This is a genomic window from Shewanella algidipiscicola (assembly GCF_003605125.1).
Lineage (GTDB): Bacteria > Pseudomonadota > Gammaproteobacteria > Enterobacterales > Shewanellaceae > Shewanella > Shewanella algidipiscicola.
Genome location: NZ_QPQT01000001.1, coordinates 183,181 through 205,940, shown reverse-complemented (window position 1 = coordinate 205,940; position 22,760 = coordinate 183,181). Strand labels below are relative to the sequence as shown.

Below are 22,760 nucleotides of genomic sequence, written 5' to 3'. Positions count from 1 at the left end.
AAATAAACTGCAAATCAATCCAGAACAGCTTAAGCAGCTAATCGAGGCGAGCTTATTTGTGATGGCGAAAACGGTATCGATAAAACATTTAAGCGAGAGCGTGCTGGCCAATTTTAACGTTTCACGGGTTAAAATTAAGGCGGCGATTGATGCTTTGCAGCAAGACTATCAAGGCCGCGGCGTTGAATTAGTTAAAGTGGCAGGGGGCTATCGATTTCAGAGCATTGAAACCTTAAGTCCTTATTTACAACGTTTATGGCAAGAGAAAGCGCCGCGCTATTCAAGAGCGACGCTAGAAACCTTGGCGGTGATAGCCTACCGTCAACCTGTGACACGTGGCGATATTGAGTTTGTCCGCGGTGTAGCAGTCGGTAGCCATATAATTAAGAGTTTGTCCGATAGACATTGGATAAAGATTGTAGGCCATAAAGAGGTGCCGGGACGGCCCGCTCTGTATGCGACTACAAATGAATTTTTAGCCTATTTTGGCTTAGATACGATAGCAGATCTTCCTGCTTTATCTGATGCTGAGTCATTAGCGGCGCTGTTTTCTGGTGTGACCCGTCCTGAGACGGACATAGACGCGCCAGAGTCCGCGCCCAAAACTACAGAAGAGTCTACTAATGAGTGAAAAATTGCAGAAAGTCTTGGCCCGTGCAGGCCATGGCTCCCGTCGTGAGATGGAGGCATGGATTGCTGCAGGTCGAGTTAGTATTGACGGTGAAATTGCCAAGCTTGGCGATCGTATCGAAGCTGATGCCAAAGTGCGTATCGATGGCCGCAGCGTATCGGTTAAATCTGAAGAAGATTTAGTTTGTCGTGTGATTGCTTATCATAAGCCTGAAGGTGAGATTTGCAGTCGTAAAGATCCTGAAGGACGTCCAACGGTATTTGACCGTTTGCCTCGTACGCGTGATTCACGCTGGGTTGCAGTGGGTCGTTTAGATATCAACACCTCTGGGTTGTTGCTGTTTACTTCTGACGGTGAATTGGCTAATCGCCTCATGCATCCGTCACATGAAGTTGAGCGTGAATATGCCGTGCGTACTTTTGGTGAAGTGTCTGATGCTGTTATTCAGCGCCTTCGTAATGGGGTGACTCTGGAAGACGGCCCTGCTCACTTTGATAAAGTAAAGCCTGCGGGCGGCGAGGGCATGAATAAGTGGTGGCATGTGTCACTGGCTGAAGGCCGTAACCGTGAAGTGCGCCGCTTGTGGGAATCTCAAGAGGTGCAGGTTAGCCGTTTGATCCGTATTCGTTACGGTATGATTGAGCTGCCAAAGACATTGCCACGTGGTGGTTGGGTAGAATTGCCGATTGAGCAGGTTAATTACCTACGTAAATTAGCCGGACTCGAAGAAGAGACCCGTACCTTAATGGGTACCGATAAACACAGTGTTGCCCGCTCTAAAGTGAAAAGCGCCAAGATCCGTCGTGCGGTGCGCAAGCACAAGACCACTGCGGGTAAGACGCCTCGTCAACGCACTTAAAGTGAGCTGCTGAGCACTGAGGCATAAGAGCCTTACGCTATTGACTGAAAAACGTTTTTACTACTCCACTTACCGTCTAAAAACACGCATAGCTGTGGTGTTATTTTACTTGTATACACAGCTAGCGTGACGCTCACAAAAAGCCGCTTCAGCGGCTTTTTTTGTACTTGGCCTGTGGCATTTGCTCATTAACCCTGATGCTGGTCATTATGTCATTCATTGCTCGACTGTGCTGGTTTACCTAGCCTTAAACTGAGTGATTAGCATTACTTTAGTAACGCTGCTGATCCTCCTCTTCACCTTTAGCTTGTGAGTAGAGTGTCGCCAGAACCTTGCTAAGCCGTTTCTTCGCACATTTTCTATTGCGCTATTTCTTCCCACCTATATTTACTACGCTATGGTTTATCGATAAAAATTGACTCATGTGGCTTGATTTAGTCATGCCGATTTATGCATGAGGGTTAGGCAGCTTAAGGAGGGGCAAAGTTGAGCCGTCGTGGTGATGGCGTGACGTTTACTCTCTTGGTATCTATTTGTCAGTTGCCGTTGAGTCTGTGATGGTTGCACTTATCGCGCAGTTCACGCTTAATGGTGGACGTGATAAAGGTAATGAAGGGTATGTCATGGCGATGAGATTAAATTGGGTGAATAAGATCTGGGACAAGGGAGCACATAATGCCTTTAGCGACCTCACCTTGTTTAAACAACGACTTTATTGTGCTTTTAGAGAGGGCAGTGCACATGTCTCGCCCGATGGCATGATTCGGGTGTTGGCATCATCTGATGCCGGTGTCACTTGGCACTTAGTGGCAACATTGACCCATAGCGATGCCGATCTACGTGATGCCAAGTTGGTGGTGTTTGAGGGGCAACTGTATCTGTTTAGCGGCGCGACCTTCGCCAAAGGCCGCTCGCCGCGCATTCAATCTTATTATTGGTATTCTCATGATGGCTGCACTTGGTCTAAGCCCGTGGCTGTGGGCGCTCAAGATGAATGGTTATGGCGGGTGACTGCCCATCAACATCGCTTACTTGGTGTTGCCTATTATGCCGATGAACATGATGGATATGTACGGCTTTACCAAGCACAGCTTGCCGAGGATGCATTGCTCGACTGGCAACCGATAGTCAGTCACTTAAATCGGGCTGGATATGTCAATGAGGCGGGATTAAGCATTGATGAACAAGGCGTTGCCTACTGCTTATTACGCCGCGATCCACTGTGGCAAACCGATGAACGGGCGTTGTTAGGGCAGTCAACAGCGCCCTATACTCACTGGCAGTGGCGGGTATTAGACAAACGTATCGGCGGACCGGTAAGTTTTATCTACCGGCAGCGGTTGTACGCCATTGTGCGTCTATATGACAAGATAGTGAGAACATCCTTGGTGGAAATAAAATTAGATACAGGCACTGTGGTTGAGTGTTTGAGGTTCCCATCGGGGGGTGATACCAGTTATGCTGGCATTGTGCAGCAAGGTGATGAGTTATTGGTCAGTTACTACTCATCTCATGAAGGAAAATGCGCCCTCTATTTTGCCAATGTGACGCTTAGTGCGAGTTAAAATAGTAGGCTAAAAACAGTAGCGCTAACATTTGGTTAACGCTGTTTTTATCAGTGGGTTAGCCTGAGCTCGTGACGATGCTCATGGGCGTGTTCTGCCGCACATTGTTGACAACGTTGCTCCAGCGGGTTGAGGGTTAAGCGCTGCGCTTCTATGTCTGCCTCACAGTCGGCGCATAAGCCATAGAGACCAATATCGAGCTGGCAAATTGCCGCATCGAGCTGGGTGAGTTGTATAAATAATGGCTCATCACAGAGTCTTGCTGCGGTTAAGGCATCGATCAATGCCGATAACGAGAGTGTCTCACTATCAATCGATAGCTGGTGTAGCGCTAGCAGTTGGCCTAACTCTTCCCTGAGATTAGCTTCAAGCTCTGACAGTTCATGTCTGATATAGGATCTGCTCACAAATCATTGCCTAGTTTAATCGTGTTAGGTAGCCAGTCTAAACCGCTGACTCAACTTGACTATGACGAAGATCAAAAGTGAGTGATATTTTGTTAAATATCGACACCAATCGAGCGCGCTGTGTCGGTCTTTGCCAACTTACCAGTGGATCACGCTAGCTGCTGCGCAGTAGCGACAGGATTTCAGCAGTATTTTTTAGCACTCTAACCTGTAAAAATAAGGCTTCACCTTCTAGGTAATGACGGGCAATAAACCTCAGCCACTGTTTTATGCGAGCGGGGTAATATTTCTCTTTTTCGCTGACAATTTCAAACTCTGAATATTGGATCAGTAGCGCTTTTACTTCGGGCCATGTCATTGGTAATTGGTTGCCTTTAACAACATGGGCTAGATTGGGCACAGTCAATGCTCCGCGGCCAAGCATCACATCATCACAACCACTGGCCTCTTTGCAATTAAGGTAATCTTCTCGGCTCCAAATTTCGCCATTGGCGATAATGGGCAGGGAAGTCGCCTGTTTGATTTTTTGAATATAGTGCCAGTGTGCAGGAGGTCGGTAGGCCTCCTCTTTAGTGCGAGCGTGTACTGTGAGTTCACTGGCGCCTGCAGCTTCAATGGCCTGTGCAATCTCAATGCAACGGCTTTTATCATCCCAGCCCAGGCGGATCTTAGCCGAAACCGGTTTATCTAACGGCACCGCGTCTCGCACCGCTTTCGTCACTTGATATATGGTTTCGGGCTCTTTTAAGAGCGCGGCGCCGCCATTGCTGCGGTTAACCATAGGGGCTGGGCAGCCATAGTTGATATCGACACCACGAGAGCCCAGTTCAATGGCCCTGAGCGCATTTTCAGCCATCCAATTAGGGTGTTGTCCCAATAGTTGTAACCTCACAGGCGTACCGGCTTCGGTATGACATTGATATCTTAATTCGGCGCACAGTCGATAGAACACTTTTTCTGGCAGCAGTTGGTCGACGACGCGAATAAACTCGCTTATCACCATGTCATAGCCGCCCACTGCAGTGAGTAACGCGCGCATTGGTGCATCTGCAACACCTTCCATTGGGGCTAAAACTACTCGCATCGACTCGGTTCTCTCTTATCACTCGCGTTCTGATCGTACTACAAGCACGGTAAACAACGTGCCGTGTTGCTGCCCGCGGTAGTAAGTGTATCTAGCATTACTACGCAGCGGATTAAAGGGCGCTAATTCTACGCCATGGGCGGAGGACTTACAAAAATATTACGGGTGACTCATCAGTCAATTGCGTTTAAGTGGTGCTAAATTGAGTTGCACTACCACAGCATTTGCACCATAACTGTGATGCAGGATAAGTTTTTGCAATAAAATGTGATGGTGTCAGGTCATATGATACGAGCCAGCAACATTATGGAGTTGGCAACCAATTGCATACCATTGGATGAAGGAAGGAAAAGATTATGAAATTAGTTAAACAAACTGCGGTCGCTGTTGCTTTAGGTACTGTTTGTGTCGGTTCAGCTTTTGCGGCGCAAGCACAAGCTAACCCATTTGGTTATAGCGAAATGCAGGCTGGTTACCAACTTCTCGACGGTGAAGGCAAATGCGGTGAAGGTAAATGTGGTGAAAACATGAAGAAAGCCGCTAAAGAAGGTAAATGCGGCGAGAACATGAAGAAAGCAGCCAAAGAAGGTCAGTGCGGCGAAAACATGAATAAAGCCATGAAAGAGGGCAAATGTGGCGAAGGTAAATGTGGCGCAGAGAAAAAAGCCATGAAAGAGGGCAAATGTGGTGAAGGTAAATGCGGCGCCGAGAAGAAAGCCATGAAAGAAGGTAAATGTGGCGGTGAGACCAAAGTGAAAGAAGGCAAGTGCGGTGGCAATCAGTAGGCATGACAAGTCAATGTGTTGTGACTTCATGTTATAACACATGACTATAACATTGATTAAGCGCATTTATTTACTAAGTGGTGAGTTAATACGCGCAAGGTTAATGGTTATATCGTAAGCATAAAATGCTCTCATGCCTTTTTAGGTCAGTGTTTACTGGCCTAGTTTGTTTACTATTGTGTTGTATATTTATGGGGTTAATGATGAAGAGGACCTTATGGCTCAAGTAGCAAGCGTTGGTTTAGGCTTACGCCGAGAGATGCTCAATGAATTTTGCCAATCGGTACCGAGTGGGATCAATTTTTTTGAGGTTGCGCCTGAAAACTGGATGACCTTAGGCGGTAAGTTTGGGCGTCAATTTCGTCAACTGACAGAGCAACATCCATTTTTTTGTCATGGATTATCACTTTCAATTGGTAGCCCTGCGCCGCTGGATACCGATTTTGTGCACCGGATTAAACATTTTTTAGACATGCATGGTATCGAGATCTATTCCGAGCATTTAAGTTACTGCTCTGGCAGTGGCCATCTGTATGATTTAATGCCGATCCCCTTTACCGATGACGCGGTTATTCATGTTGCTAAGCGTATTAAGCAAGTGGAGGCGATACTGGAGCGGCCATTTATTCTTGAAAATGTCTCCTTTTATGCGGCGCCCGCCAGCCAGATGAGCGAACTGGAATTTGTCAACGCAGTATTAAGCGAGGCGGATTGTCAGTTATTACTCGATGTAAATAACATTTATGTCAATTCAATTAACCACCAATATGATGCTTTATCCTTTTTACAGGCCATGCCCACCGAGCGTATTGCCTATTTGCACATTGCCGGACATTACCAAGAAGCGGCTGATTTAATGGTTGATACCCATGGCAGCGATGTTATCACCCCCGTGTGGCAGTTATTGCAACAATGCTACGCCCACCATGGCGTGTTTCCAACACTATTAGAGCGCGACTTTAACATCCCCAAGACTGAAATACTGTTGCAGGAGATTAACCAAATACACGCTTATCAAGCGGCGGCCTTGTCACAACAGGAGCGGCGTGCGTAAATGAATTTTTTAACGGTGCAGCAAGCCTTTATCGATTACATTCGTGATCCCGCTTTACCTTTACCGCCGGGGACAGATAAACGCCGGATGCAAATTTATCGAGAGCTCTTTTTCAATAATATTAAGGGATTTATCTCAAGCGGCTTTCCGGTACTTTGTTCTTTATATGAGGAGGATGACTGGAATGCGCTGGTGCAAGACTTTTTTATGCATCATGAGTGTCAAACGCCTATCTTTATTGAAATTGCACAAGAGTTTTTGCTGTTTTTACAGCATGAATATCAACCTAATAAGCATGACGCGCCCTTTATGTTGGAGCTTGCACACTATGAATGGCTTGAGTTACTGGTGGCGACGGTGCCTGCACAACCAATACAGCACCCATTTAGCTCATCAGAGCTTGAAAATACGACACTGTGCCTGAATGTCGCGGCGCAAGTGGCGCAATATCACTTCGATGTGCAGCATATCAGCCCCAGTTATCGCCCGTTAAATCCGGGCACTCAGCCCCAATTTTTCTGTATCTACCGAGATGCACAGGATGAGGTGTGTTTTTTACAATTAAATCCATTAACTGCACAGGTATTGGCTTACATTGGCCAGAGTAATGGTGTGACTTTTAGAGAAGTCTGTCAGTGGCTTAAACAGACTTTTAATCAGATGGATGGCGATATGTTGGTTAATGGCAGTCGGCAGATGTTAATTGAGATGAGTGATAAAAATATTGTCTTAGCGCAGCGCGGTTAATTTGTGGCTCATAAGACTTTCTATCTCCGGCACATCTCACTATAATGGCCGCGAAAATTGATCTAGATCAATAAAAGTCATTAATCTCGAGTGAGGAAGTCATGAGTCAGCCGTTTAAAGACCCGTTTAATATTGTTTATTTTGTTGGATTTTTGCTCGTATTGATGCTGCCAACATTACCCGCTACGCTATCTTGGTTGAAGCACCTACAACTGCTGTAGTCTCAATTCTGAACTCAGGTATACTAGCCACTCATTTCTGAGTGGTTTTTTTATGCGAGGGGCTAATGGCGTTAAAGCGTGGTGTGTTGCTAATGGTTGGCCTGATAAGTTTGCTTTTGGGGGTTATTGGTATTGTCGTACCTTTACTGCCAACAGTGCCATTTATCTTATTAGCGGCTTTCTGTTTTGCCCGTTCGAGTAGTCGTTTACACGCATGGTTAATGCGTCATCCTTGGTTTACTGATGCTTTGCAAGATTGGGAAAGCAAACGTGCGATGCGCAAGGGGTTAAAACGTAAAGCGTATGTGGCAACCAGCATAAGTTTTGCCATCAGCATTGCCCTAGTGCCACTGTTGTGGGTGAAAGTGATGTTGCTATGCATGGTAACGTTGTTACTGCTTTATTTACGCCAGATCCCTGAGTTGGAAGAGTAACCCTAGTAAGCTTTATTGCGTCATGGGGCAACGACACTATTTTGGTTAGTTTGCAGCAACGTCGTATAAAACAGAGCTTAAATGGCGAATGGTGATATGGCGCGCCAGTCTTGACTGCGCTTTGTGACACCCGTTGTTGCAACCCTTCGCAAAGGGGCTTAAGCTTTAGCCGAAAATTCTTATCTAACTGGCCTTATGGTCAGTTTTTCCCGTAAAGGGGTTTAATTGACAAAGATGGTAGCAATGAATATAGACAAGTTAGCCTTGATCAAAGAGAGCATTAAAACAATTCCTGATTATCCCAAACCAGGTATCATGTTTCGCGACGTGACTAGCCTGATGGAAGATCATAATGCCTATCAAGCAACCATTGAAATGTTTGTACAACAGTACAAAGACAGTGGATTTACCAAGGTTGTCGGCACTGAGGCTCGTGGCTTTTTATTTGGGGCCCCTTTGGCATTAGAACTTGGCTTAGGATTTGTGCCAGTACGTAAACCGGGTAAATTACCGCGTGAAACCATTTCAGAAAGCTATGAGCTTGAATATGGTCACGATATGTTAGAGATCCATACCGACGCCATTAACGCCGGTGATAAGGTATTAGTGGTCGATGATTTATTAGCCACGGGCGGTACTATCGAAGCGACAGTAAAACTCATCCGTAAGCTCGGTGGTGAAGTGAGCCACGCTGCCTTTGTGATCTCCTTACCCGATTTGGGCGGTGAGCAACGTTTAATTGATTTAGGCCTTGAACTTATGACGTTATGTGAGTTTGACGGCGAATAATATCCTGATTATCTCCTTTTAAATGCTACGATACGCCGACGTATTCGTAGCATTTTTGTTTTTTAATGCCATATTTATCTGATTGATTTTCAAACACTCATTACGACTTTTTAACGTTATTGATTAAACATGCTGCGACGGTAGCGTAATGGTTAAAAATAACCTTAACCAAGGCCGCTGCTTGCTAGCGAGTTACGCCTTAGCGTGTTATTGTTTGCCCATTGTCGGAAGCGAGTTCCGTTATTGATTGATGACACAGTTGGGGAGTTCCATGTCATATCAGGTGTTAGCCAGAAAGTGGCGCCCTGCCAAGTTCGAGCAAGTTGTCGGCCAGTCACATGTTTTACATGCTTTGACCAACGCCTTGACACAAAACCGCTTACATCATGCTTACCTGTTTTCAGGCACCCGAGGTGTCGGTAAGACCAGTTTGGCGCGGTTATTTGCTAAGGGACTCAACTGTGAGCAAGGGATCACGGCCACGCCATGTGGCGAATGCAGCAGCTGTGTAGAAATCGCTCAGGGACGTTTTGTTGACCTCATCGAAGTCGATGCGGCGTCACGTACTAAAGTTGATGATACACGCGAACTGCTCGATAACGTACAATATCGGCCATCACGTGGGCGTTATAAAGTCTACCTTATCGATGAAGTGCACATGCTGTCTCGCAGCAGTTTTAATGCGCTGCTTAAAACCCTAGAAGAACCACCAGAACATGTGAAGTTTTTACTGGCAACCACCGACCCTCAGCGACTGCCAGTTACCGTACTATCGCGCTGCCTGCAATTTAACTTAAAAAGTTTAACACTCGATGAGATCTGCCAGCAGCTTGCCACTATTTTGGCTCAAGAAGAGATAGCGTTTGATGATGGCGCGATAAAACTGCTGGCTAAGGCCGCCAACGGCAGTATGCGTGATGCCTTAAGTCTGGCCGATCAAGCTATTGCCTTTGGTGCAGGGCAGGTGCAACTGAACCAAGTGCAAACCATGCTCGGCACCATAGACGAGCACTATGTCATTGTATTGCTTAAGGCATTGTGTGATGGCGATGTGGCTAATTTGATGCAGGTGACTGATGAAGTACTCTCTTATGGCGCCGATCCGTTTGAGGTGTTACGTAGTTTACTGGAGTTGTTGCACCAAATTACCTTAACCCAATTTGCCCCCGCCGCCGCGCAATTATCTCGTTATGCCGAGCAGATTAAGGCGTTTGCCGAGCAGCTACGCCCTGAGCAAGTGCAGCTTTACTATCAGTTACTGTTAACTGGGCGTAAAGATCTGCCCCATGCACCGGATCCCAAATCAGGATTAGAGATGGCGTTACTGCGCGCTATCGCTTTTGTCCCAGAAGCGCCAGTGAAACGCTGGCAAGTGGAAGCTAATCATAAGGTTACTTTGCCAACCAGTGCTGCTAACGCTGCTGAAGTAGCGACAAGTGAGGTGCGTGATGATAGTCAAGCTAAACATGACCATGTTAGCAGTAATGAGACAAGCCAAGCGTTAGCCAGTCAGCCCAGTGTTGCGGTGAGCAAACCTGCCCTCGATACTGCCGCTCAGGCGGGCGATGAGCACTCTAAACATCTCTCAAGTGGCAGCGATATCGATGAGGCCAGTGAGCCGGCTCAAAAGCCGGGCAATATCGATTGTGATGACACCGCCTTGCTTGCAGAGCAAGCGCTTATTTTAAGCCAAGCGCAAAGCCAAGGGCTGCCTGTTGCCGCTGAAGAAGCAGATGATTATTCGATACCACAAGGGTATTTGGATGATGTTGATGAGGTGAATGACGCCGATCCTAGCGATTATGAAGCCTACCTTGCTAGCCAAATGCAGGCCAATGACAGTGGTCAAACGGCAGTGGCTGACGCGTATCAAACGCCTTGTGGCACAACACATGAGCCTGTCAGTTCAGCCAACGATGAAGCAGGCGCTAACGCTGACTTAGCGTTAAATCAGGCACCAGAGCAAGAAGCTGACCTATTTTCAGATGATGATGTACTCGATGCCGTTCTTTCAGCGAGGCAATCCTTGCTCAGCGACTTAGATGAAACCTCGTCTAAGGAGAGTGACACAAAAAAGCCTGAAGCGGGGCGACAGGCGTTCGTGCCACCTAAGCGCGAAGCGTCATCATCTCAAGCTGATGAGCTGGCCGCAGTCGTAAGCGAGGCAGCCTCTTTAACTCATAAAAGTGATCAAGCCTCAGCCCTTGAACATACGGCTGGCAATAGCGTAATGGTTAATGAGCCTGATGATAGGCCACCATGGGAAGCGCCTGTACAGGCTCAGGATCCAACCACAGACGACAAAGCGTTGTTGACACCAGACACATCACATGAGCCAGAGTCGCAGTTAACCCAGGCTCAGTCGTCAGCTGCCGCTGGTGCAACACAGACAATGATGTCCCAGCAAGCTGAACCTGAAAATATTCGAGCTGTTCTAGACAGTATGCAGATGCCTGAGGCAAGTGAACAGACTCACTTGCCCACGCTTACTGCTGACATTAGTGGTAATGAAATCGATCTGCAATGGTACCGACTCATGTCGGCACTCGACATAGGGGGCAGGGTACGGCAATTAGCGGTTAACTCAGTATGTCAGCAATTTGTTGACCCGTTGCCGCTCGTGTTAAAACCCAACCAAAAGCATTTGGCGGCGCCTGGCGCGGTGCAGCAATTGGAAGCGGCGCTATCCAAAGCCTTAGAGGGCGAATGCACGGTTACCATTACCGTTGGCATGGAGTCCAATCGTGAGACACCACTTGAGATCAGGCAGCGTTTTCATCGAGAACTGTTAGGCTTAGCGCATCATGAATTGCTTAATGATGATAATATTCGCTGGTTGAGTGAGACCATGAATGCGCAGATGGAGCCTGATAGTTTAAGCTATGCTCCAGAGCGATTAGGCCAACGTGGCAAGACGATTGCGCTTATTAATAAATCGAACTTTATTGCTAAAGCAGAGTCATAATGGCAGTCGTGATGTGTATTAAGTTCGTGGGTATTTAGATCATAAGTTTGTAGATTGGTGATCAGCATTGATTGCTTCTTGGTGCTAATTAAGTAAGATTAGCCAGTTTTTTAATATTGAAGAGAACTCGATATGTTTGGAAAAGGCGGTATGGGTAACCTGATGAAACAGGCCCAAATGATGCAAGACAAGATGGCCAAAGTGCAGGAAGAGATTGCACGTATGGAAGTGACGGGTGAAGCCGGCGCGGGTCTTGTAAAAGTCACTATGACAGGCTCTCACAGTGTTCGTAAGGTTGACATCGATCCTAGCCTGCTAGAAGACGATAAAGAGATGCTAGAAGATCTGATCGCAGCAGCCTGTAATGATGCAGCGCGCCGTGTTGAAGAAAATCAAAAAGAGAAGATGGCTGAAGTGACCGGCGGTATGCAACTACCCCCTGGCATGAAGATGCCATTTTAAGCTAGCATCATGATGTAATACCTGTTGATGGCACCTCTTCCGTTGATGGGTAAATAGGGATGCGATAGATAATAATGCAGTAAAAGCCTAAGCAAGTCTTAGGCTTTTTTGTTGCCGAAAATCGATAAACCCCATTTATTCGCAATTGTATTGACTAACTTAATGGATCTTATTCAAGCTGTTCAACATCGGTGAAATGGCATTGGGTAGTACAAGTCAATCGACCGGTTAAGTTCGGCACTAAATAGGACTCATCATGCCGATGATTTATGATAATATCCTGCGCATAATTTGATGAGAAGCCATTGGTCATATCAATGAACGACTTATCACTATAGCCGTTTTAACCAGTAGGATGCCCGCTTAATTATGAAATTTAGTCCCTTGGTCGATGAGTTAATTCAGTCATTACGCTGTTTACCCGGTGTTGGCCCTAAGTCGGCGCAGCGCATGGCGTTTCAGTTGTTGGAACGCGATCGTAAAGCGGGGCAAACCTTAGCGCGGGCGCTGGCCAGTGCCATGAGCGATGTGGGTCACTGCAGTGCGTGTCGTACTTTTACTGAAGAGACCTTGTGCCCTATTTGCGCCAGTAGCAGACGCGGCCAGTCCGATCTTATCTGTGTGGTGGAAACCCCTGCGGATGTGTTAGCCATTGAGGCGGGCGGGTATTTTTCTGGTCGTTATTTTGTGCTCTTAGGGCATTTATCGCCCCTCGATGGCGTCGGGCCCGAAGAGTTAGGTCTTAGTCTACTTGAGCAGCATCTGGCTAGCGGTGAAATTAGCGAGTTAATTTTAGCGACTAATCCCACAGTGGAGGGCGATGCAACGGCACACTTTATTGCCGACATGGCACGGCAACATGCTGTTAATGTCAGTCGCATTGCCCATGGTGTGCCAGTGGGGGGCGAACTCGAATATGTCGATAGCACCACATTAGCCTTGTCCTTCAACGGGCGCTTACCGCTGTAATTATCATAGGTTTATCGTGATTTTTTTAAATCCAGCACCTAGATGCTGGATTTTTTTTGAGCAAATGAACAGTGCTGACAACTTTAAGCTTGAAAAGCAAAATTCTAACCCCATCTCTTAAGCCATAGAGCGTCATTTGTGAAATTTAAGAAGGAATAATCGATGTCACAACAAGAAACCCATGGCTTTCAAACTGAAGTCAAACAATTACTTAATTTGATGATCCACTCTTTGTATTCAAACAAAGAGATTTTCTTGCGTGAATTGGTCTCCAACGCCGCCGATGCTGCCGATAAGCTCAGATACCAAGCATTGACCAATAATGATCTGTACGAAGGTGACGGAGAGTTACGCGTCCGTGTGAGCGCCGACAGTGAAAAGGGCACCATCACCATTGAAGATAATGGTATTGGTATGACTCGCGATGGCGTGATTGAGCACTTGGGTACCATTGCGAAATCAGGCACCGCGGAGTTCTTTAAAAACCTCTCTGGCGATGAGTCAAAAGATTCACAGCTCATTGGTCAATTCGGTGTGGGCTTCTACTCTGCCTTTATCGTGGCCGACAAGGTAACCGTTCGCACGCGTGCAGCCGGTCATGCTGCCGATGAAGCAGTACAGTGGGAATCAGCTGGCGAAGGTGAATTTACCGTTGAAAACATCGTTAAAGAGACTCGCGGTACAGAGGTTATCTTGCATCTTCGTGAAGAGGAAAAAGAGTTTGCCAATGACTACCGTTTGCGCTCAATCATCACTAAATACTCAGATCATATCTCTGTCCCTGTAGAGATGTGGCAAGAAGGAACACCAGCGCAAGAGGCGACAGAAGAGGGTGGCGAAGCCATTCCAGCCACCGAGGGTTACTGGAAGCCGATGAACAAAGCCACCGCGCTTTGGACTCGTAATAAGAGCGAAGTGACCGACGAAGAATACCAAGAATTTTATAAACATATTTCCCATGATTTTGTCGATCCATTGTTGTGGAGCCACAACCGCGTAGAAGGTAAGCAAGAGTACACCAGCTTGCTCTATATCCCGGCAAAAGCGCCGTGGGATCTATGGAATCGCGATCGTAAACATGGTTTAAAACTGTTTGTGCAGCGCGTGTTTGTGATGGATGATGCCGAGCAGTTTATGCCAAGCTACTTGCGCTTTGTGCAAGGTCTGATTGACTCTAACGATCTGCCGCTCAACGTATCGCGCGAGATCTTGCAAGACAACAAGATAACCACCGCACTGCGCACTGCTGTGACCAAGCGTGTATTAAGTATGCTTGAGAAACTCGCAAAAAATGAGCCTGAAAAGTATCAAACTTTCTGGGCAGAGTTTGGCCAAGTGCTTAAAGAAGGCCCAGCTGAAGACTTTGCTAACAAAGAACGTATTGCAGGTTTACTGCGTTTTGCATCGACTCACACTAATGAAGCTGCGCATACCGTATCGCTCAGTGACTATGTGAGCCGCATGAAAGAGGGCCAGAGCAAGATTTATTATATCGTTGCTGACAGCCATGAGGCGGCCGTGAATAGCCCACACCTTGAGTTGCTTCGCAAGAAAGGGATTGAGGTGCTATTGATGTCCGAGCGCATCGATGAGTGGTTAATTAACCACTTAACCGAGTTTGAAGGCAAGCAACTTCACTCAGTCACACGTGGTGACTTAGAACTGGGCGATCTTGAAGATGCCGAGGAAAAAGAAGCTCAGAAACAACTGGAAACGGAATCTGAAGGCTTAATCAAGCGAGTGAAAGCCGCACTGGGTGACAAGGTTTCTGATGTTAAAGTCACCACGCGTTTAACCGATACCCCAGCTTGTGTGGTGGCGGGTGAAGGCGAAATGTCATCACAGATGATTAAACTGATGCAAGCCGCTGGTCAAGCTGTGCCTGAAACTAAGCCCGTGTTTGAACTTAACCCAGAACACCCATTGGTCGCCCGTTTAGATAACGAGCAAGATGATGAGGTGTTTGGTCAATGGTCTGAGCTATTATTACAACAGGCGCAATTGTCTGAAAAAGGCAGCCTAGCCGACCCATCGGCATTCATTAAGTTAATGAACAAGATGTTGCTGGCGGGCATGAAGTAATTAGCCGTCAAACGCAAGAGGCAGTTTAACTGCCTCTTCTTATATGCGCTTAATCTATGCGAAGGGATCTTATGGATACGGTATTGGATTTAACTAAAGAGAACATCCAACAAGTGGTTGATGCGTCAATGCAACAGGTGGTGGTGTTGACTTTTTGGAGTCAGCAAAGCCCTGAAAGCATGACATTGGTACAGACACTAGAGCAAATGGCCAGCGCACAGGCGGGTCGTTTTGTACTCGCAAAGGTCAATTGCGATGCCGAGCTGGAAATTGCGAATTATTTCCAGATCCAGAGTGTGCCGACGACCTTGCTGCTGCGCGATGGTAAACCAATCGATGGCTTTGCTGGCGTTCAAGAGCCTGCCCAAATTGAAGCCATGTTTGAGCCGCATTTGCCACAAGTTTGGCAATTACAACTGGCAGAGGCCAAAACCTTACTCGCCACAAATGAGGTTGAGCAAGCCTTACCGCTATTGCAGCAGGCCTATCAAGCCAATCAACAAGCGGAAGTTGCCTTGGTCTATGCCGATGCGCTATTAAGCCTTGGTAATATCAATCAGGCTCAAGTACTACTCGATGGCGTAGGGTTGGCAGATCAAGATGGTTATTATCAAAGTTTACGTGCGAAATTAACCCTCGCGCTCGATGCTGCCGATACACCTGAAATTCGCCAATTGATGGACAATGTCGAGGCCAATCCACAAGATTTGAGTTTATTGCTCTCTTTGGCAAAAGCCCTGCATGGTGCTAACCGAGATGAAGAGGCACTGGAAAGGTTATTTGCTGTGCTGCGGCAAGATATCAGTGCTCACAACGGTGAGTTGAAGCAGTTATTTATGGATATTTTGACGGCAATGGGGCAAAGTAACTCGATTGCGAATCAATATCGACGCAAGTTGTACAGCTTGCTGTACTAGTCATTGCTACTTGCTATCTGCTTTATGGCTTTTAGTGCTGTTTAATGATTAAAGGGCAGTTGATTTAACTGCATCAGCCTAAAGTCGAACTAAAACGAGCGTTTCTTCACTTCAAAAGGGCGGCCATATGTGCGAAGATCGCCGCCCAATGATAAAAATAATTCTAATTGAATCATCAAAACTAATAATCAACTCTATGCGAAATAAGAGGACTCTCAGATGCGCATTATGCTATTAGGTGCCCCAGGTGCCGGTAAAGGTACTCAGGCCCAGTTCATCATGGAAAAATATGGTGTGCCACAAATTTCAACAGGCGACATGTTACGTGCCGCGGTTAAAGCTGGAACGCCACTTGGCCTTGAAGCAAAGAAAGTGATGGACGCAGGACAATTGGTGTCTGATGAGCTGATTATTGGCTTAGTTAAGGAACGTGTTGCACAAGATGATTGTGTAAAAGGTTTCCTGCTGGACGGTTTCCCACGCACGATTCCACAAGCCGATGCTATGGCGGCCAGCGGTATCGAAATCGATCATGTGATTGAAATCGATGTACCAGATGAAGAGATCGTTAAGCGCATGAGCGGACGTCGTGTTCACCCAGGCTCAGGCCGTGTTTATCACGTGGTGTTTAATCCACCTAAAGTGGAAGGCAAAGATGATGTGACGGGTGAAGACTTGGCGATCCGCCCTGATGATGAAGAGAGCACAGTGCGTAAGCGTCTTGCGATTTATCATGAGCAAACTAAACCATTGGTTGACTATTATGGCGCCCTAGCAGCCAAAGGTGGCGTGACTTACAATAAGTTTGACGGTACTCAAAGCGTTGCCTCTGTTAGTGATGCGATTGTTAAGGCCATCGGTTAATCACTAGATTAAACGCACTATACAAGCTCACTTCGGTGAGCTTTTTTGTGTTTAACCCCCTACAATTTACTGGTTACAGATGTAGAGCCTGTTACTGTTTTAGAATGCATTGGCCATTTAGCTGTCCTCATTGATGATATCGCCTCAGCGCGCCAGTGCTAACACATTAAGCTCAGCAGTATTCATCTGGTATAAACAGCCTGTGGATGATGTATGTTGACGCGGTCGTCATGGACTTGGCTTGTTTGAATACGCATTCAATGTCATTACAGGCGTATAAATCACTGCTTAGTCGTATTTTATATGGTAGAATCTGCCGCCATTTTAGTAGGGTAAGGGCTGTCGTCATTTTCATTGACACGGTTCTGTAAATAGTGAATTAAGAGGGTCTGGTTTACTATTTACTTCAATTTGATTTTGCATGGATGCGGCACAAGTGAGTTAGGTATGAAGTTTCCTGGTCAACGTAAGTCTAAGCATTACTTTCCAGTAAAAAATCGCGATCCATTATTAGCGCAGTTAACCCTGCAGCCACAACATATTACTACCCATATCAGTGGTATTGATCAAACCTTGGTTGATATCGAAGCCAAAGTCGAAGATGAGTTGCTTAGCCGCTATGGATTGCCCAAAGGTAATTCCACACTTATTAACGATGAGAAGGCGCAACAACTTTATATCGAACTCAAGCAATCAAACATGATAAGTGACGAGTTTGCCGGCGGTACCATTGGCAATACCGTTCACAACTACTCTATCTTAGCTGACGATCGCTCGGTGTTATTTGGGGTCATGAGCAACAATATTGAAGTGGGCAGTTATGCTTATCGTTACCTCTGTAACACCTCTTCAAAAGTTGACCTCAATTATTTACAACCCGTTGATGGCCCTATTGGCCGCTGTTTTACTTTGATCTCTGCTTGTGGTGAGCGCACCTTTGCCATCAGTAAGGGGGCTATGGATAAGTTGACCCCAGAGTTTATCGATAAAGAGGTGGTACAGAGCTCATCGGCGTTAGTGTTAACGGCTTATTTGATGCGCGCCAGCGGTGGTGATCAGATAACTGATGCAGCGTTAACAGCCATTAAATACGCCAAAGAGGCCGATGTCCCAGTGGTATTGACATTAGGAACGCGCTTTTTAATTGAGGAAGATCCACAATGGTGGATTAATTTTATCAAAGAAAATGTTTCTATTTTGGCGATGAATGAAGATGAAGGTGAAGCGTTAACTGGTTGTCGTGATCCGTTAAGTGCTAGTGATGCCGCATTAGAGTGGTGTGATTTAGTGTTAACCACAGCTGGCCCACTAGGCTTGTATATGGCGGGCTATACCGAAGATTCAGAGAAACGAGAAACCAGTCATACCTTGCTACCTGGCATCATTCCTGAGTTTAATCGTTATGAGTTTTCTAGACCCAAACTTAAAAACGATTGTGATACCCCAATTAAGGTGTTTGCTCATATTCCACCTTATATGGGCGGGCCTGAAGTGATCCGCAATACTAACGGTGCCGGTGATGGAGCCTTGGCTGCATTGCTGCATGATTTGGCCTCAAACACCTATCATAAAGCTAACGTGCCAGGTTCGAGTAAACACAAACGAGACGGGTTATGTTACTCCTCATTTTCCCAGGTCTGTAAATACGCTAATCGTGTGGCTTATGAGGTGCTCGCCCAGCACAGCCCACGCCTTTCTCGTGGCTTACCAGAAAAAGAAGACAGCTTAGAAGAAGCTTACTGGGAACGCTAAATCCCAGAAGGGTGATTGTCAACAAAGGCGTCCAATGGACGCCTTTGTTGCCGTTAGGCTTGGTGATATGTTGAGGTTCCAATATATACCTTTTTATCAATGATTTACCCTGTAAGTTTATCACTTGTTATCGCGAGTATCATGGCCTCACTCTTTGGCTTCGTAATTGACTTGGTCAACAAAGCTGCCAGTGGTTTTACCGGCTTGGGTATCGTGAAACACCACTTCGTTAAATGCGCCTTCTGATTTTGCAATCACCAATGTTGCCACTGAATCACCAGTTACGTTGACGGCCGTTCGTACCATATCTAAAAGACGATCGACCCCCATAATGAGCGCTATTCCTTCAACTGGTAGACCCACCTGATTAAGTACCATAGCGAGCATGATTAAGCCCACACCAGGCACGCCTGCAGTACCGATGGAGGCCAGGGTTGCGGTGACGACGACCATGGCATAATCGGTGATGGTTAAATCGATACCGAAAACTTGCGCGATAAATACGGTCGCCACGCCTTGCATAATCGCCGTACCGTCCATGTTGATGGTTGCGCCCAATGGCAAAGTAAAGGATGCCACTTTATTGTCAACACCAAGACGATGTTCACAGGTTTCAATGGTCACGGGCAGTGTTGCATTTGAACTGGCTGTACTGAATGCAAACAGTTGTACATCGCGCATTTTGCGAATAAATAACAGTGGGCTTAAGCCAGAGAAGGCTTTTAGTAAAGTGGGGTAAACAACAAAAGCATGAATTAGCAATACGCCCAATACCACAAAGAAGTAGTTAACAACACTTTCGAACGTTTCTATACCAAGGGTTAAGGCCAATTTAGCCATTAAGGCAAAAATACCATAAGGTGCGAGTTGCATAATTAAGGTTACAACACGCATGATCACTTCGTTTAAGTCGGTAAATAATGCCGCAACCCGTTTACCTCTTTCACCAATGTGGGCAACCGCAAAACCAAAAATAACGGCAAAGATAATAATTTGCAGCATGTTACCTTCAGTCATGGCTTGTATTGGATTACGAGGAACTAAGTTGATCAATACATTGGCAAGGCTGGGCGCTTCCTTGACGCTGTATTGCATATTTTCTGCCGCCAAAGAGGCATTACCCGGATGAATAAGCAGCGCAATAATAATCGCCATACTCAGCGCTATAGCGGTGGTAAATAAGTAAAACGCGATGGTTTTTCCTCCCAGACGTCCTAGAGTCGAGGGCTCGCTTAACGAGCAGGTACCACAGACCAGTGAGATAAATACCAAGGGAACGACAAGCATTTGTAAGCTGGAGATAAAGATAGTGCCAATAACATTTAAGATCCCATCAGTAATATAATCTTGAAGAAACTGACTTTCGGGAAATAAGTTGCGAAGAAGTAAGCCAAATAAAATCCCTGTCCCCATACCAATGAGTATCTTACCGGTTAAACCAAGCTTCTTTTGTTGAGTTTGCGCCATAGTGTGTCCTGTATTATTTTTATACTTCTCATTTATTTATAAAGCCAAGTAAGACAAAACGTGTAACTGGCTAGATTGATTTTATTTAAGTTACCTGTTTGAGTTTGTTTTGTAAAAAATAAGTGCTAATTATATCCCAGTGGTTACAATGGTGTTTTGCTATCTGTAGCCGCAAGTAACGCGCTTATGTTAGCAGTAATAATTATAGATGAATTGAGTAACAGGGAGTCTGACACTGAAGTCAGCGTATAAAGTTTTTACCTCATATTTCTTTTTGTTTTTTATCGTAGCTTGTAGTGGTGGGGGCGGCACTGATGGTGGCTCGGACGGAGGGACACCTCCGGCTGTTGATGATGTTTATAGCCTGACATTAGTGTTGACGGATGCGACTGGACAGGTCATTAACGATATTTCTAATGCCACACCAGGTAAATTAAAAGCCACACTGTCCAAAAATGGTAGTTCACTATCTGGTGGGCGTATTGTATTTACCCTTGAAGGTGAGGGGGCGTTAACACCTGATAGTGGGGTATCCGATAGCGCAGGGCAGGTTACTGTTGATGTATTACCAGGTGATAAATTGGGTTCAGGCAGTGTGACTGCCACTTATAATCCTACCAATGGGGGGACTGTAACGGCATTGGTCTCCTTTAATACATTGGGAGATGGCGGAGCACCAACCGATGGTGCTCAAATATCCCTCATTTTAGTTGACGATCCTGCCACTCAAAAGTCTATCGACACTATTTCATCATTATCATCTGGTTATTTGGTGGCAAGCGTATCTGGTATCTCTAAAACAGCGATTGTACAGTTTTCCAGCACCTTGGGTGAGATCCCGATCGATACCGCTGCCACCGACAATGGTAAAGCTTATGTGCAAATTTTAGCTGGCACCACACCTAGTGCAGGTACTGCGACGGCGACCTTATTGTCTGGTGAAAAAGCGGATTTAGTCTTTAAAATCGGTGCAACCAATGTTGAGATGGGCAGTGGCACACCGTTTCAAGCTGGTGTCGCTTCAGTTTCGCCAGCTGAAGTCTCAGCCGGTGGTACGGCCAGCATTTCAGTATCACTGCAAAATGATACTGGAGCCGTATTTACTGAGCCTGTGGAAGTGAATTTTTCATCTACATGTTCAACTAAAGCAGAAGCTGAAATTAGCTCACCGGTATTGGCGATCAATGGCGTGGCAACCACGACCTATTTGGCTAAAGGGTGTGTGGGAGATGATGCGATAAATGTCAGTGCTAATGTGGGAGGGAAATCACTTTCAGCCAGTGCTTTGGTGAATGTGTTGCCTGCAAGTGTCGGCAGTATTGCATTTGTCGAAGCCTTGCCAGAGGTGATTAATCTTAAAGGTACCGGTGGGGTTGAGTCCTCAACAGTCAAATTTAAAGTATCAGATAAAAACGGTATTCCCGTCAGTAATCAAAAGGTTCTTTTCTCTTTAAATACCGATACTGGTAATGTGGAATTAGATCCTGATTTTGCAACTACTAATGCTCAAGGTATCGCTCAGACAGTGGTTAATTCAGGTACGGTGTCTACATCAGTCAGAGTCACCGCGATTGTGGATGGTAGCTCGCCTGAAATATCGAGCCAATCTAAACTATTGGTTGTCTCAACTGGGTTACCAGATCAAGACAGTTTTTCTCTGTCTGCCGATAACCTGAATCCTGAGGGGTGGGATTATGACGGTGTTGAGGTGAATGTGACGGCGCGCTTAGCCGATGCCTTTAATAACCCTGTGCCAGATGGTACCGCCGTGACCTTTACCGCAGAAGGCGGTGTCATTGATCCGTCATGTGTCACTGTCAATGGTGTATGCTCGGTTAAATGGACCAGCCAAAACCCAAGACCTACAGGTAAAACCTTATTCGATTTGGCTCAAGAGCCATCTCTAGATGCAGATATTGGTCAGCCCTATGGTGGACGGGTAACCATTTTAGCCAGAGCCATTGGTGAAGAGTCGTTTCCTGATCTCAATGGTAATGGTCGCTTCGATGCCAATGAAGTCGTCAATTTTAGAACCAAGCTTAATGTTTCAGGTAAACCTTATGATCTAGATGAGGCATTTGTCGATCATAATGAAGACTCATTGTTTAACCCAAGATTTACCGGTGAAGCGGGTGGTGACGCAGAGACCTTTGTTGATTTTAACAATAACAAGGTATTTGATATTGCTGATAACTTATATAACGGCAGTCTATGTACGTTAGATGCTAATGGCGACGGGCACGATGGCTGTTCAAGCGTTAAAAAGTCACTCAATGTGCGTGCATCGATTGTCTTAGTGATGGCTGGTAGTGATGCGGTGTCATCGACACCAGTTATCGAAGATAGCTGCATCGATGACAAAAACGTAGCGGATCCATGTGACGGATTTAATGATAACCAGACCTTAGATATTATCGGCAAATCAACCGGTGGCGTATCCATCATTATTGGCGATTTGCATAATCAGCCTTTACCAGCAGGTACTAAGATAACCTTTACACCGTCAGCGGGCAGCCTTGCGAGTAAAGGTGAGTTTACTGTCGAATCGACTAACGATAATCGTGCGGGTATTTACAGCGTGGTGATTAAAGGCGCTGATCAAGCTGATTCTGGAACATTAGTGATTGAGGCTGTCACACCGAAAGGAAAACTAAGTCAAGTGGCTACCATCCCTGTGATTATTCACTAGATAGCATAGGCTGAAGC

Annotated in this window: 19 protein-coding genes; 16 read left to right on the top strand and 3 right to left on the bottom strand. The window is 46.1% G+C overall.

Features of this window, described 5'->3' with window-relative positions; translation table 11 throughout:
* The first annotated feature begins 7 nt into the window (after window positions 1-7).
* From scpB to DVO77_RS00850, 3 genes are all read left to right on the top strand, one after another.
* Window positions 8-631, top strand: a complete 624-nt coding sequence (gene scpB, locus DVO77_RS00860) for an SMC-Scp complex subunit ScpB (RefSeq protein ID WP_110458181.1) — start codon at window positions 8-10, stop codon at window positions 629-631.
* On the top strand, window positions 624-1,490 hold the full coding sequence (rluB, locus tag DVO77_RS00855; protein ID WP_110458064.1) for a 23S rRNA pseudouridine(2605) synthase RluB: 867 nt from the start codon (window positions 624-626) through the stop codon (window positions 1,488-1,490). Before scpB ends, rluB begins: the two co-directional genes overlap by 8 nt.
* Before the next feature lie 557 nt (window positions 1,491-2,047).
* Window positions 2,048-3,055 carry a sialidase family protein gene (locus DVO77_RS00850; RefSeq protein ID WP_249038076.1) on the top strand — a complete coding sequence of 336 codons (1,008 nt, stop codon included), beginning with the start codon at window positions 2,048-2,050 and terminating at the stop codon, window positions 3,053-3,055.
* Between the two features lie 50 nt (window positions 3,056-3,105).
* On the opposite strand, the gene DVO77_RS00845 is transcribed toward DVO77_RS00850, so the two are convergent.
* Window positions 3,106-3,462 (bottom strand): TraR/DksA C4-type zinc finger protein, encoded by a 357-nt coding sequence (locus DVO77_RS00845; RefSeq protein WP_110458063.1) that lies wholly within the window; start codon window positions 3,460-3,462, stop codon window positions 3,106-3,108.
* A 154-nt stretch (window positions 3,463-3,616) separates the two neighbouring features.
* Entirely contained in the window at window positions 3,617-4,546 is a 930-nt protein-coding gene (gene dusC, locus DVO77_RS00840) for a tRNA dihydrouridine(16) synthase DusC (RefSeq protein ID WP_110458062.1), read from the bottom strand.
* 356 nt (window positions 4,547-4,902) lie between these two features.
* Here dusC and DVO77_RS00835 point away from each other — a divergent pair, with 356 nt between their 5' ends.
* From DVO77_RS00835 to DVO77_RS00780, 12 genes are all read left to right on the top strand, one after another.
* Window positions 4,903-5,331 (top strand): HvfA family oxazolone/thioamide-modified RiPP metallophore, encoded by a 429-nt coding sequence (locus DVO77_RS00835; protein ID WP_110458061.1) that lies wholly within the window; start codon window positions 4,903-4,905, stop codon window positions 5,329-5,331.
* 217 nt (window positions 5,332-5,548) lie between these two features.
* Entirely contained in the window at window positions 5,549-6,385 is an 837-nt protein-coding gene (locus DVO77_RS00830; RefSeq protein WP_110458060.1) for an HvfB family MNIO-type RiPP peptide maturase, read from the top strand.
* Window positions 6,386-7,132, top strand: coding sequence for an HvfC family RiPP maturation protein (locus DVO77_RS00825; RefSeq protein WP_119976935.1), 747 nt, complete (start codon window positions 6,386-6,388; stop codon window positions 7,130-7,132). It abuts the gene before it with no gap.
* A gap of 286 nt (window positions 7,133-7,418) precedes the next feature.
* The gene (locus DVO77_RS00820; protein ID WP_110458058.1) at window positions 7,419-7,787 is read left to right on the top strand and encodes a YbaN family protein; all 369 of its coding nucleotides are present in this window, start codon (window positions 7,419-7,421) and stop codon (window positions 7,785-7,787) included.
* A gap of 234 nt (window positions 7,788-8,021) precedes the next feature.
* A complete protein-coding gene (apt, locus tag DVO77_RS00815) occupies window positions 8,022-8,576 on the top strand; it encodes an adenine phosphoribosyltransferase (RefSeq protein WP_204165136.1) in 555 nt (184 codons plus the stop codon).
* A 271-nt stretch (window positions 8,577-8,847) separates the two neighbouring features.
* On the top strand, window positions 8,848-11,541 hold the full coding sequence (gene dnaX / locus DVO77_RS00810) for a DNA polymerase III subunit gamma/tau (RefSeq protein WP_119976934.1): 2,694 nt from the start codon (window positions 8,848-8,850) through the stop codon (window positions 11,539-11,541).
* Window positions 11,542-11,673: 132 nt separating this feature from the next.
* The gene (locus tag DVO77_RS00805; RefSeq protein ID WP_069672062.1) at window positions 11,674-12,003 is read left to right on the top strand and encodes a YbaB/EbfC family nucleoid-associated protein; all 330 of its coding nucleotides are present in this window, start codon (window positions 11,674-11,676) and stop codon (window positions 12,001-12,003) included.
* A 369-nt stretch (window positions 12,004-12,372) separates the two neighbouring features.
* Entirely contained in the window at window positions 12,373-12,972 is a 600-nt protein-coding gene (recR, locus tag DVO77_RS00800) for a recombination mediator RecR (RefSeq protein ID WP_110458055.1), read from the top strand.
* Window positions 12,973-13,134: 162 nt separating this feature from the next.
* On the top strand, window positions 13,135-15,054 hold the full coding sequence (htpG, locus tag DVO77_RS00795) for a molecular chaperone HtpG (RefSeq protein WP_119976933.1): 1,920 nt from the start codon (window positions 13,135-13,137) through the stop codon (window positions 15,052-15,054).
* Between the two features lie 71 nt (window positions 15,055-15,125).
* Entirely contained in the window at window positions 15,126-15,971 is an 846-nt protein-coding gene (locus DVO77_RS00790; protein ID WP_119976932.1) for a tetratricopeptide repeat protein, read from the top strand.
* A gap of 219 nt (window positions 15,972-16,190) precedes the next feature.
* Window positions 16,191-16,835 (top strand): adenylate kinase, encoded by a 645-nt coding sequence (gene adk, locus DVO77_RS00785; RefSeq protein WP_119976931.1) that lies wholly within the window; start codon window positions 16,191-16,193, stop codon window positions 16,833-16,835.
* 447 nt (window positions 16,836-17,282) lie between these two features.
* Window positions 17,283-18,587 carry an inosine/guanosine kinase gene (locus DVO77_RS00780; protein WP_119976930.1) on the top strand — a complete coding sequence of 435 codons (1,305 nt, stop codon included), beginning with the start codon at window positions 17,283-17,285 and terminating at the stop codon, window positions 18,585-18,587.
* A gap of 147 nt (window positions 18,588-18,734) precedes the next feature.
* On the opposite strand, the gene DVO77_RS00775 is transcribed toward DVO77_RS00780, so the two are convergent.
* Window positions 18,735-20,054, bottom strand: a complete 1,320-nt coding sequence (locus DVO77_RS00775) for a dicarboxylate/amino acid:cation symporter (RefSeq protein ID WP_119976929.1) — start codon at window positions 20,052-20,054, stop codon at window positions 18,735-18,737.
* A 235-nt stretch (window positions 20,055-20,289) separates the two neighbouring features.
* On the opposite strand from DVO77_RS00775, the gene DVO77_RS00770 reads away from it, so the two are divergent.
* Entirely contained in the window at window positions 20,290-22,743 is a 2,454-nt protein-coding gene (locus tag DVO77_RS00770) for a hypothetical protein (protein WP_119976928.1), read from the top strand.
* Window positions 22,744-22,760: the final 17 nt, after the last annotated feature.